Source organism: Lascolabacillus sp. (assembly GCF_028696275.1).
GTDB classification, from domain to species: Bacteria; Bacteroidota; Bacteroidia; order Bacteroidales; family Dysgonomonadaceae; genus Proteiniphilum; species Proteiniphilum massiliensis.
Window position 1 is genome coordinate 36,304 of sequence record NZ_JAQVHI010000015.1, and the last position, 13,752, is coordinate 50,055.

10 protein-coding genes and 1 pseudogene are annotated in these 13,752 nt (G+C 37.0%); all 11 read right to left on the minus strand.

The features are described from left to right. Positions 1–12: 12 nt before the first annotated feature. Positions 13–1,614: a sialidase family protein gene (locus PHO43_RS05645; protein WP_288011587.1), complete on the minus strand. Its 1,602-nt coding sequence runs from the start codon at positions 1,612–1,614 to the stop codon at positions 13–15. 76 nt (positions 1,615–1,690) lie between these two features. Then, positions 1,691–3,790, minus strand: coding sequence for a GDSL-type esterase/lipase family protein (locus PHO43_RS05650; protein WP_045090662.1), 2,100 nt, complete (start codon positions 3,788–3,790; stop codon positions 1,691–1,693). Next, positions 3,783–4,457 (minus strand): GDSL-type esterase/lipase family protein, encoded by a 675-nt coding sequence (locus tag PHO43_RS05655; protein ID WP_045091055.1) that lies wholly within the window; start codon positions 4,455–4,457, stop codon positions 3,783–3,785. Before PHO43_RS05655 ends, PHO43_RS05650 begins: the two co-directional genes overlap by 8 nt. A 93-nt stretch (positions 4,458–4,550) precedes the next feature. Further along, a pseudogene (locus PHO43_RS05660) lies at positions 4,551–4,814 on the minus strand (RagB/SusD family nutrient uptake outer membrane protein); the annotation flags it as partial. A 62-nt stretch (positions 4,815–4,876) separates the two neighbouring features. Further along, on the minus strand, positions 4,877–6,052 hold the full coding sequence (locus PHO43_RS05665) for a n-acyl-d-glucosamine 2-epimerase (protein WP_045090663.1): 1,176 nt from the start codon (positions 6,050–6,052) through the stop codon (positions 4,877–4,879). 415 nt (positions 6,053–6,467) lie between these two features. Further along, entirely contained in the window at positions 6,468–7,196 is a 729-nt protein-coding gene (locus PHO43_RS05670; protein WP_053826963.1) for a nucleotidyltransferase family protein, read from the minus strand. A gap of 17 nt (positions 7,197–7,213) precedes the next feature. Continuing rightward, positions 7,214–8,629, minus strand: coding sequence for a RapZ C-terminal domain-containing protein (locus PHO43_RS05675; RefSeq protein WP_288010314.1), 1,416 nt, complete (start codon positions 8,627–8,629; stop codon positions 7,214–7,216). A 27-nt stretch (positions 8,630–8,656) separates the two neighbouring features. Further along, entirely contained in the window at positions 8,657–10,603 is a 1,947-nt protein-coding gene (locus PHO43_RS05680; RefSeq protein WP_231623100.1) for an NAD(+) synthase, read from the minus strand. Continuing rightward, a complete protein-coding gene (locus PHO43_RS05685; protein ID WP_231623099.1) occupies positions 10,600–12,474 on the minus strand; it encodes a peptide deformylase in 1,875 nt (624 codons plus the stop codon). Before PHO43_RS05685 ends, PHO43_RS05680 begins: the two co-directional genes overlap by 4 nt. 65 nt (positions 12,475–12,539) lie before the next feature. Then, complete coding sequence (locus PHO43_RS05690) at positions 12,540–13,289, minus strand: inorganic diphosphatase (RefSeq protein WP_045090666.1); 750 nt, start codon at positions 13,287–13,289, stop codon at positions 12,540–12,542. A gap of 111 nt (positions 13,290–13,400) precedes the next feature. Next, positions 13,401–13,752, minus strand: a 352-nt coding sequence (locus tag PHO43_RS05695; protein WP_288011591.1) for a hypothetical protein, incomplete at its 5' end; no start/stop codon positions are given.

A 13,752-nucleotide genomic window follows, 5' to 3' on the forward strand; every position in this document is an offset into this window, starting at 1 on the left:
CTATTGTTTTTATTAAAGCTTTTCAGCCTTTACCCATTCAATTAGATAACCTTTGTCTCCTTTAACCCTGTCACTAAGCAGTTGCAGATAAGAGATGCCATGTAGAGACTCATCTGAAAGAGGTAATGACAATCTTTTTCTTTTATCTACATATACAATTGCAGCAGGTCTGGTTTTATTGAGATCCCATTCAATCTCTATTAAGTGTGGATTAGTATCCCTTATCTTTAGAATGTTAGTATTTAACTTAAGACTGAAGGGGGCAAAATATGATGCAGTTGTATCGGTTGGGTTGAACCATCTATCGTTAAGTATCAGCTCTCCCTGACTGTTTAAATCATTAAATTTAATAGACAGTGACAATTTTCCCTTATGAAAAGCAGGGAAATTCCATACAGCTCCTCTTACAGAGGTAAGCAATGTATCATCTTCGATATACTTTACCAGTAATTTCCCATCCTCAAGAGTACAACCCGGAATACGGTTATAGCCGCAATGGCCCACTATACCTTTGTAGTAATTAAAGACACTCCATTGGTCTAGTCCATCAGAAAAATCGCAAAAACGTTCATTCTCATATAGCCAGTCTACATTAAACCGAAGCATAACCCTGTGTAGTGGATGTTGACCAAGTGATACTAAAACTTCACCAGGATCGACCTCAATAAACTGACTCTGATGAACACTTTTGTCTATACCTGGTATTGTCCCGAAGTCTTCTGCATTTCTCCTGGGATCAAGATATAGTTCACGGAATCCCTGCCAACTTTTCCCATCATCAGAAGATATTGCTGCATGAATTACATTTCTGTTGGTAAAAACATCATCCCATACTCCATTAGTATTATTTACTTCGGGTAGAGGTGTGGTATTTGACCAAAGGAATAAAATCCTTCCATCCTGTAATCTGCCAATTGTAGGCATTGTAATTGTGCCATAGAATGGTGAGGGAGTTGCATCACTCCATGTTTCTCCTCCATCGTCTGAGAACGACTGATAGTGGTGATCTTGAGAAGTTCGTATAATCATCCACAATCTTCCATCTTTAAGTTCAATTACCGTAGGCTCTGCCGCACCGTGATTCCAACGTATACCATCATGAAATCCGCCTCCCTGATGGTCGGGAGTTGTGACAAGTGATGAACGTCTCCAGGTTCTTCCGTCATCATCTGAAATAAATGTGAAACATGCTCTTGGAAGACCTCTTTGCAGTCCATAATGTCCTGCTACAACAACACGTTTACCATTTCTGATAAAAACAGGTGGCTTCAGCATAATGCCCATAGAATCGGATACCTTAACCAGCTCTCTGCCACCGTTAAGCCCTCCATTAGTACGTATGGCATAAGTGCCCATACCCGGTGAAGATATTAGTCTTAAATATTCACCGCTGAGTGGACTGCGGGTATCGGCAAAGGGAATATTGTTTGGAATGTTTACTTTAGTCCATGTCAGCCCTTTATCTTTGCTTGAAAGATAAAAAGTTCCTTCGTCAGCCTGTTCACCATAATTGTAATGTCTGATTTCACCAGACTCAAGTAGTGAAAGACCAATATATGCATCACTTGGAGGAATGCCTATTACTTTTGGTTCCCATATTACACTGTCTGCCAAAGAAGTCCCTGCAAACATTATTGAAAATACTGCACTGAGCAAAAAAGTTGATATCACTCCTCTTTTATATATCATTCTATCGTGAATTATTATTAAACTGTGTTGAGAATGTTGATGCGGGCAATCCCTCAATGTTTATAAGATTGCCATCTGAAAAAGAACTCCAACCGTACCTTACATATCTTGGAGTTTTGACTTTAGAAGAAGTTACTTTAATCACATTTCCCTCGATTACTGTATCAGCAGGATAATAGAGTCCCGGGAATTCAGCAAGCTCAAATGATCTGGGAGCTTTTCCATCAGAAGTTCTAAGTCCTTCAGCATACTCGAAAGAGAGATAAACTGTATCATTTTCTATAAAGAAATCATGAAACAGAGGTCCAGAAGGTATAATATCATCAACACCATATGTTTTATTTAATGCCCAGCGAGCAAGCCTCTCACCTATTTGTCTCTTTTCACGAGGGTGAACATCGGTGCTGTCTCCAAGATCAGAGGAAACAGCCATTCCGCTATTTGGGATTTCGTACATGAGCCGGCGCTGACTATCCCTGAAATGCCCCCAAGTCTCTCTGCCCACAGCCATACTGGATAACTGTACATAGTAAAATGGCAGATCATCACTCCATGCATTTCTCCAGCTTTCAACCAGTGTAGGGAAAATTACTTCGTGCAATTCAACATTTTGTTCATTTGATTCTCCCTGATACCATATAACACCTGCGATATTTAGTCTTGTGATGTCCTGTATACCAGCTTCATAAAGATAAGAAGGTTGATATGGGTGGCGTTGTAAAGGGTTTTCAGAGAGCTCACTGTTTTTTTCTGCTCTTTCTCTGCACCATGGATTTATGTAATCATTGTTTTTCCAGTTACGAAACATTCCAACAAGGCGAGGATGGTGCTCCAAAGTAAAACGGTCTATCCATGCCTCTGCCGGAGATCCACCTATAGCGTTCAGTATAAGTCCGATCGGTACATCTGTCTCCTGGTGCAATGTTTTGCCAAAATGATACGCAACTGCCGAGAAATCCTTTGCTGTTTCAGGTGTAGTTCTCTTCCATTCGGTTTTGGTAAAATATTGAAGTCGATTTATTTTATCAAGCGTCTCTTTATCCCATGCTACATTATTTGTATACGCAACAGGCTGCATATTGAACAATCTTACTTCAGGCAGATTTGCATCCTTTATATCATCAGAATAAGTAGCAGCCTGATTAAGTCGGAACTCCATATTTGACTGACCTGAACATAACCATATGTCTCCAATAAGTATATCTTTCAAGCTGATAACCTCATTACCATTTGAGATTGTAATGATGTATGGCCCACCTGCCTCTAAAGGAGGGAATTCAATTTCCCACTTGCCTGACCTGTTTACTGAAGTATCTCTTTTTTGATTATTGAATTCTATTTCTACTATTTCGTTAGCATTAGCTGTACCCCAGAATATTATGGGTTTATTCCTTTGTAGTACCATACCGCTGGTAAATATTGAAGCTGGTATTAAACCTCCATAATCACCTGTTATGGCACCATATACTTTTTCTGCAATTATTTTTGCACCTTCACCAGTGGGATGCAGATTATCCGGGAAAAGGTCTGGTCGTTTATGTAGTGGCGTATGCAAATCAATCAACTCTACACCACTAATTTCAGCAATCACTTCAATTGTCTCTTGAATCTGCCAATACCAATCTCTGGTACTTGATTCAAAGCGCGAATGACCGGTAAATATTGGAGTCATCCTGCAAATCTTAACATCTGCATCAGGATTTACTTGTTTGAATGTATCGATCAGGTTAATATAGTCTCTTACAAATTCATCTCTGTACTTCGGCCATGCTCTTGGGTCTGTGTCATTTAATCCTAAATGAATTATAACGATGTCTGCTCTGAAATCAACAGCTTCTTTAAATTCAGGTAAATTCCAATAGGGTCTGTATCCATGTTTCATTAAGGTAGCTCCGCTGTGACCAAAATTTCCTACCTCATATTCATTGCCAAGCATTACTTGTAATTGAGCAGGGTATCTTTCTTCAGGATTCTCAATTCCCATACCATATGTAACAGAGTTCCCCACACAGGCAACCTTGATAGGTTGACCAAAAATTGAAGAAGTTACTAATAAATAAAAAGTAACAATAAGAACTATTTTGCTCCAAGTATTATTCATATATATATGGTTTAATTATTTCTATCCATTTTATATATCCCTCTCCCATGAGGTGTAGTCCATCATTTGTATATTCAGGATTAAGATTGTTCGTACCCGGAGTTACAAAATGACTATACAGGTCTATAAACTTCACCTTTTTACTATTTGCAAGAGACTCGAGTTTGTTGTTTAATGACTTGATTATTTCTTTATGCTTGGTATGTCCGCTAAACATACCGAATGAATCATTGACAGGTAAAATGCTTTGAATATAGATTAAACTATTTGGTGAATCCGACTTTATTCTATCTATAATTTTCTCTGTACCGGATACTATGCTGTCCGATGAAATACCTCTTGCGAGATCGTTTATTCCAATCAAAAGAAATATTTTAGAAGGCTCTCCATCTATAATTGAGTTTAGTCTGTCAAGTACTCCTTGACAAACATCTCCGCTGATACCTCGGTTTTTGATTCTTATATCATTCAGCAGTTCAGCCCACTCTCCTCCATTGGTAATACTATTTCCAAGGAAGATAATATCTTCATTAGAGACAGGTAGTTTCTCAAATAATGATACTCTCTGATAATAGAAAGTGGAGTGATTGCCATTCTGAGCCTGAATTGAGGCTACAAAGGCAAATAAAAACAATAATATAACTGATTGTCTAGTTAAGTATCTCATAAGCAAATGAGTAGTCATCTAAAAACTATCCAAAGATAGCGATAAATGTAATAAAATATCGCCATCTTTGGATTAATAAAGAGAATGAAATGTTTAATAACCAGGAGTTTGCTCTAAGGCATCATCATTATCAAGCAATGCTCTATCAATAGGCCATAATACTTTATGAGCTTCTGTTGACTCATTCAAAATTGGCTCACCATTAAAACTTGCCTGTGGTGTAAACACTAGAGGTTTTCCTCCTTTGGTAAGAGTCATACGACGTATATCCCACCAACGTTGTCCTTCCTGAACAAATTCTTTATCTTTCTCTGCAAGGATTGCAAGCTCGTTTGCTGTAAAGTCACCTGCTTCATAAGCAAACTCTGGCGATTAGTAACATGGATATTATTTGATAACTATATTAAATTATAAGTCTTTTATTGTTTGTTAATCTGTTCTAATGTCTTCCAGCATTGGAATAGGCCTCTGGGAACATGAAAACAACCTTTCCATTTTCCTCCTTTTAAATCAAGTAAAACTTTACCTTCTCTATTTAAGTATCCCCACCATTCTGGGTGTTCACTGTCTTTAAAGTGATTCCATGTATATTCGTGTAACTTTTCAAACCAGGCAATACACTCCTCAGAACCTGTAAGTTGATATCCTTTTAATAAAGCTATAAGCGCTTCAATGTGTACCCACCATAGTTTCTGGTCCCATTCCAGTTGTTGAGGTGGAAATCCTTTACGGTCCATGAAATAAAAAATGCCACCGTACTTTTTATCCCATCCGTATTCCATTAAAGTTAATGTTGTTTTTACGGCCTTCTCAATTAAATCTTTCCTATTAAGTCTGACACCCAGGTCCATAATGAACCACATAGACTCAAGTCCATGTCCGGGATTAACTAGACGACCATCGAATGTATCTGATAATGTCCCGTCTGCGTTTAGGTTTTCCACTATAATTCCACCCAGCTCAGGACGAAGGAACACACCCATTACCTCGTGAATGCATTCTTCCATAGTTCGCTCTATCGTTTCTTTGTCAAGAAGATGCTCAATCTCAAGTGTAAGGTTGCTTAAAATCATAGGTAAGGAGAAGCTTTTCAGTTGGCGTGTTCCAGGATAAGCTTTATTCCATTTACCTTTTGGATTTTCTCTTTTGGTAAGTATCTTTTGAAATGTTTTTATTGCAATTTCAGAATACTCGTTGTTTTTAGTGGCAAGGCTTAACTGACCAAATGCCATACAGGCAAATGTGTATGAGAAAATATTATATGGCTCTATTAAAGGTTTTCCCTCTTTTGTGAGTGAAAAGTACCAATTATAATTACCATCGTGACCATATTTTTTCAAGAATTCAGCACCTTGTATAGCGCAATCGAGCCACTCTTGTTTTTTCTCCACTTTATTGTAAAGCATTGAGAAAAGCCAGACTTGCCTTCCTTGTAACCAGATGAATTTATCTGTATCAAATACATTACCTTCCCGATCAAGGCAGGTAAAGTAACCTCCAAATTCCTTATCCTGAGATTTAAATAACCAGAAAGGTACTACGTTTTCTAAAAGTTCAGTTTTATAAAGTTTCTCTAAATTATTATAGTCTAACATTTTCTCACTGTTTTTTGATAAAAATCATTCTATTCATTGCCACTAATAGTTAAATATAAATTCAAATATAACCTACTAAATAAAATAATTAACTATATGGCAAATTAACTACAAAAATATTTATAATGCAAAGTGTTGATTAAATACTTTATATACTTAACGATAATTAACTATATTATGTTAATAAGTCTGGTGGAGTTGATATAAATTCTTAAGTATTGAAATTGAAAGTAACCACTTATTTTAAAAATTATAAGTAGCTTCCAACAAGTAGAATATATGTTTTACTATCAGAGTATAGGGAATAACTGTGAAGTCAGGATAGAAAAATATGTTAATTTCAGAGATAGATAAAAATGATCAATAGCAATTAATACCTTACTCACTATTAATAAAAATATTTAATAAATAGATGCTAAGAGAAAAATTTATTTGCTTGTTCCAGTGACTCCATTTTACCTACATCAATCATTTGACTATTTTCATTGGAGTAGTATACTATTTTCTCATCATTGCAGATGGATAGGTAAAAATCTATGATTGAAAACCTGTCCTCAAACTTATGCATTTGGTTAAATATTTCAGGATTAATTATGTGAATGCCTGAAAATGCCATCTGAATATATTGGTTAGAATTGAATTCGGGAATAGAGGATTTCACCTCACCGGTTTTAATATTAACCCACCCCTTCAGTTGTCTTTCCGAGTCAAAGCAGAGGTACCTGGATGTTTTTCTGCAACTGCATACAAGTGTTGCTACAGCATTATTGTTTAAATGGTAATTATAGAGTTGATTCAGATCAATATTTGAAAGGATATCTACATTATGTACCAGAAAGGGTTTGTTATCGTTAAAAAAATGGGAAGCCTTTTTTATTCCTCCTCCTGTATCAAGAAGTGATGCACGTTCGTCAGAGAATTCAATTCTTATATCAAAATATTTATTGGATTTCACAAAATCGATAATCTGATCACCAAAGTGATGGATATTTATTATTATCTCATCAAATCCTGCCAGTTTGAGCTTCTCTATAGTATGCTGCAATAATGGTTTACCCCCAACAGGCACCAATGCCTTGGGAGTTGTATCTGTTATTGGTTTAAGACGAGTGCCGAGTCCGGCTGCAAATATCATTGCTTTCATGAGATTACTGACAATACCTATTTAAACTCATGCTCAATATTCTGTTCTCTATGTACAAGAGAAACCTTTACACCAAACTTCTTATGTATATGTTCAGCTACATGCTGTGCTGCATAAACGGAACGGTGCTGACCCCCCGTACAGCCGAAGGAGATCATCAGGTTTGTAAAATTTCTTTCCATATATCGCTTTACATGCATGTCGACTAATGGATAGATGTTTTCAAGAAAATCTACTATCTCGCCATCATCTTCCAAAAATTTAATGACAGGTTCATCCAGTCCGGTAACATTGCTATACCTTTCAAATTTCCCGGGATTGTTTATAGCACGGCAATCAAAAACGTAGCCTCCTCCATTACCTGAAACATCGTTTGGTATTCCTTTCTTATAGGCGAAACTGTAAACCTTTACCTCCAATTCTCGTTTACGTGTGTCTGCAAATTGTTGCAGATCAACCATCTCCCGCAGTAGTGTGTCAAGATATGGATATTCACTGAATCCCTCTCGAAGTAGTTCACGTAAGTTGTTAAGAGCAAAAGGGACACTCTGAATAAAATGAGGTTTCTTTTCAAAATATCCGCGGAAACCATATGCACCCAATACCTGAAGTGTTCTGAAAAGTACAAACTGACGTAAACGATATTTAAATTCACTCTCATCAACTTGTTTATATTTGCCGAGTGACGTAATATATGTTTTAATTAGCTCTTCTCTTAGATCAGAAGAGAAATTTGCTTTAGCTTGCCAGAGAAAAGATGCAACGTCATAGTGGATCGGACCTTTTCTCCCTCCTTGAAAATCAATAAAGTATGGAGAGCTGTCAACAAGCATGACATTACGTGACTGAAAATCGCGATACATGAAAGTATCCGACTTATCCTCTAAAAGTGTTGAGGCAAGTTTTTCAAAATCATTTTCCAGAAGGTCTTCTCTGAAATCCATACCTGTGGTCTTCAAAAAACTGTATTTGAAGTAGTTCAAATCCCACATTACTGATCGAAGATTAAACTCAGAAAGAGGATAGCATATACTGAAATCAAGTTCTTGTGCCCCCTTAATCTGGAAATCAGCTAATGAATATATGGTTTTATGAAGAAGCTCTTTCTCCTGGTGACTAAAAACACCGGTTAACCTGCCTCCTTTTATGGTATCAAAAAGTATTGTGTCTCCTAAATCCTGTTGAATATAAAACATCTCATCGTCAGATACAGCTAATACTTCAGGTACATTCAAACCTCTGCCCAAGAAATGTCTGGCTAAACAGATGAATGCGCGATTTTCATCTACTGACTCACCATGTACACCAATTAATGAAATATTATTACTTTGAAGTCTGTAATATTTACGGTTTGAGCCAGAAGTAGGCAAAACTTCAATAGAGGGATTTTTTTTACCTGTAAAATCAGAAAACAGTCCTATTAGTTGTTTCATGAAGACTAAATTTTTTATTCATTTATTCTACTCTATCTCATCTGTCCATATTTTTAAAACCGCATCACTAGGCATTCTCCATGAACCTCGAGGAGAAAGATTTACAGTTCCCACTTTTGGACCATCAGGCATACATGATCGCTTGAACTGCTGTTCAAAGAATCTTTTGTAGAATACCCTTAGCCATTTTTGTATCTCATCACTAGAGTATTTTTCTTTAAAAGCCAGAGTTGCCATAAATAATATGCGTTTTGGTCTATCTCCAAATCGTATCATACGATGAAGGAAAAAGTCGTGCAGCTCATAAGGACCCACAAAATGTTCTGTTTTTTGAGCGATCTTCCCTTCATTATCAGCCGGAAGCAGTTCAGGACTGAATGGAGTGTCAAGGATATCATGTAAGATTTTGCTGGTAGCATTATCAAGCTGAGTGTCGGCAATCCAACGTACAAGCGAAGAAACTAAAGTCTTAGGAACTCCACTGTTTACTCCATACATCGACATATGATCTCCGTTATAGGTAGCCCATCCTAATGCAAGTTCTGACATATTTCCTGTACCTACAACCAGTCCTCCAACTTTATTGGCAAAATCCATAAGAATCTGAGTGCGCTCTCTTGCCTGGCTATTTTCGTATGTAACATCATGTATTGCAGGATCATGACCAATGCTATCAAAATGATGCATAACCGCATCTGTTATTGATATCTCTTTTACTGTAATACCTGCAGATTTCATAAGTGAAACTGCATTTGAGTAGGTTCTGTCTGTTGTTCCAAATCCGGGCATTGTTATTCCAAATATATTCTCACGAGGATAACCGAGTAAGTCAAATGTTTTAACAACCACCAAGAGCGCCAGAGTAGAATCAAGTCCACCCGATATCCCAATTACAGCTTTATCAACTCCAGTATGCAGTAATCTCTTTGCAAGTCCATGTGTTTGTATATTGAAAAGATCTGTAAAACTGTCATTCTCCTCTCCCTTAGAAGGTATAAATGGGTATGGATTAAAGCTTCGGTACATTTTCTCAGGGGATATAGGTACAATCGGACACTCAATCTCAGTTAAATAACCAGATGCATTATAAATAATATTTGTGTCAACCAGCTTATCGTGACGCAGTGAAGTGATGTCAATATCTGCGATAATTACTTCACTATCCAGTGAAAACCTTTTTGACTCAGTAAGCAGTCTTCCATTCTCACTAATGATACAGGCTCCGGAAAACACCAAATCGGTTGATGATTCACCTACACCGGCAGAAGCATAAACATATGCCGAACTGCATCTTGCTGACTGTTGCAAAACAAGTGATTTTCGATACTTGTATTTTCCTACCAGCTCATTGCTTGCGGAAAGGTTGAATATAATATCTGCATCCTGCATTATTGGCTCTGAAGAGGGAGGCAGAGGAGTCCATAAGTCTTCACAAATCTCAATTCCGAAATTTCCGTAAGGGCTTGTGAAGACCATTCCTTCAGAAGTGATGGGAACAACTTCGTTATTTATATCTACATTGAATTCACCAATTCCGGTACCGGTGGCAAACCATCTCTTTTCCTGAAACTCGTCGCTGTTAGGGAGAAACTTTTTTGGAACCAGCCCAATTATTCCTTCGTTTGACAAAACAGCTGCTACATTGAAAAGACTATTTTTAATCTTTAGTGGTAACCCAACTATTACAATGATATCCCTCTTTTCTTTAACAAAATCAGATAAATCTATCAACGATGTTAAAGCCTTTTGCTGAAGTGCTTCCTGAAAAAAAAGATCACCACAGCTATAAGAAGTTATGCTGAGTTCAGGAAAACAGATTATCTGTACATCCTCTTTAAGTGCTTTTTCTATAACCGACTTAATTTCGTTTGTATTAAAGTCGCAGTCTGCCACTTTTAATTTTGGTGCAGAAGCTGCAACCCGAAGAAATCCAAGATCATTAATATTCATTTCTGTAGCCTTATTTGTTGTCATTCTTTCTTTTGTGATATAATCTCCAGCTTATAATCCCATTTGTTAAAATACAGATTCTCTTTTTCGGTTTCAACTTCACCTCTTTGGAAATCTACAGTTTCACTCCTTGGAAACTGTTTTGCAGGATAAAATTTACCGGAGAAATCGTTGTTGATATACAGTCTGTATGAGTCAATACCTGACATGAAGAATTTTCTTCCAATCCTGTTATTAAGTGGTTCTCCGCGACCAAACGATACATCTACCGGAATCCACCCTACACCTTCAAAATAGACTTCAGCCCAGTCATGAAGATTAACTTCTCCAGGGTGAGTCATCCATCCGCTTTGCCAGCGTGCCGGGATACCTTTGTATCGCAACATGCTTATTAAAAGTAGTGCTACCTGACCACAATCACCTTTATTATATTGAAGCACATATTCCGGTATATTTGGTATAGTTGAATATTCCAATGCACTGGCCCAAGGGAAATTTGAAGTTATATAACTATATATAGATTGTAAATTCTCTATTTCTGATTTATCATTCCTTGTTATGCTGTCGGTCAGACTTCTGATGTTTTCTGAAAAAACAATATGGGGAGGTTTCTGAGAGGTATATTTTCTATAAAGTTCAGAATCTTTATTATATGGTTTAGGAGTTATTTGTGATAAATCAAACCATTCACCCTGTGATGTGAAAGAAAACTCCACAGAAAAAGTAATCGGTTCTCCTTTCTTAGCTACTTGTTCCATATATATTGAAGTGTGTTCGGTCTGATCTTCAGATAATATATAATTGTCTTGAGACGCATTGATAAAAGAGACATTAGTCTGACGATCAATATCCATTCTTGGATATGGCAACCATGCCTTTACTGTCTCTCCAACATTAACTTTACTTTCAAGTACTGTGATAGTGTATTTCACATGAGTGGATACTTCCGGCAGAACATACTTGCCTTTTATATCAGTTTCAGAAATTTCATTCAGATGAGTGTCTAAAATGTTTTTTGCACCTGCCTCCGCACTCTTTATGATGGATGAATTTATAAACTGACGAGCATCAGCATTCACTCTGAAAATATTTGGAGCTGCGTTTCGGAAATATCTTTTCTCCCCTTCAATAATTCTGAATTCAAGAATCCCTGACTCCTCCCATTCATCAAGTTGTTTCTCGGTTGGAGTAAAATTGTGATTACTCTGAATCCATTTTACTATGTCATCTCTGCTTTTGTTGAAGTCGAGGGCGACTCTTCTGTCAAGTTCATCTGAATTAATTAGTGGCTGGCAGAGTCTGTCAATAAATAAAATGCCATTTAAATGATCATACTCATGCTGGAAAATAACAGAGGTGAAGTCACCCATTCTGCTATATCCTTCAAGACGTTCATTTATCAAATTGCCGGAATCATCATAATATTCAACATCAATCCATGGAAATCTAATAGAATTCCCTCTTAATTCAGGTATTGAAAGACAGCCATCGCGCTCAAAACAGACTGTTTCAATCGGGTGACTTACTATTTTAGGATTTAAAGCTGTCTCTACTAATTGCTCAGGATGATTCATTCTCATAAATAGGAATATGTTCTTTAGAACGCCAACCTGAGGAGCAGCAATTCCTACACCACCCGAAGCATATAAAGTATTTTTTAGTCTTTTAAGAAAATACCGCAAATCTTCATTTCCTGCAATTGAGTCAGCATCGATATCTGCAGATTCCATTCTCAGAATTAATGAATCAACCTTATCTGTAGTTTGCAAAACCCTAAAAGGAGAGTCTTCATCTCCATTATATATTATTTCCAGTTCTCTTTCCGTGAAAGATTGAGAAAAGATCAATGTAAATTGAAAAGAAAACAATATAGAAGCTAGAGTTTTGAATTTCATAACCATACTGCTGATTACTATTGTTGTAACAAAGATATCAAAAAATGCTTATTAAATATTGTCTGTTATATTCTGATTGTATCAGTCAGATGAATTATTTCAGGGAGATTATCGAGAAGTTCAGTCATAGAATGAAACAGAAGTGAGGCACCTGCATCCATAAGCAATTCATCACTTAGCAACCCTGTATTCACAGCAATAGTAAAAATACCAGCAGCCGCAGCAGATTCAATGCCAAGTGGAGCATTTTCAATGACCAATGCCTGGTTAGGAGTTAACTTTCCACCCTTCTCTAACCCCATAAGATATGGTTCAGGATCAGGCTTACCATTTACTACATCAAAAGCGGTAACCATTGTTTCCGGGGAAAATGTGTCAGGAAAATGAGAGTCGATCCTGTCCAGTAGTGATGGCTGTCCAGAACCTGTAACCAGTACAGTTTTCATTTCACTATCCTTGACAAATTTGAGAACTTCTTTTGATCCTTTTATAATTGCATTATCATTAATCTGTTGAAAAAGTTCTGTTTTGCGTGCATATATTCTATCTTTCTCCTCTCTGGTTGCGCTTCTTTTAAATTCTCTTTCAGTTATGATGTTTATAGTAGATTTGCCAACACGACCTTCATGAAAATAAAACTCTATGGGTTCGGTTGACTTATATCCAAACTCCTCCATTGTCATTTGCCATGACTTTGCATGTGCAGGCATGGAGTCGTAAAGAATACCATCCATATCAAATAGAACTGCCTTTAAATCAAAATTTGTGTAGTTATGTTTTCTGAGATAACTCTCAAACTGCTTACGTATGTTCATAAAAAATAGAAGTATAATATTAATTGCAAAGTTACAATTAATATTATACTTCTAAAGTCTGGTTATTATTGCTGAGCGACGGTTACTTATCAGCGCTCAGTCATAAGACTCTTATTGTAGTTTCAAAGTCATTAATGGAGCCGGGTCACCAGTTGCTGTATTTGGAAGTACACCATTATCAGACCAGTTTTCATCAGATGAGAAAATACCGATACCAATTTCTGGAGCAAGTGTTGCAGGAATCATTTCTTTAATGATATACATCTCAATTGCTACAATATCACCGTTAATGGTTTTTGGAGAGGACATCTTGATAATACCGCTTCCGGGACCTAAAACTTCAGTCCATGCCCAGTCGTCCTGAGCTGCATCTGCCGGGAAGTTGAATACTGTTACATCCTCCAGATTGGCAGAGATGAAACCTTCCAGTAGAAATTCAGCACCACAAGGATCCCACAACCAA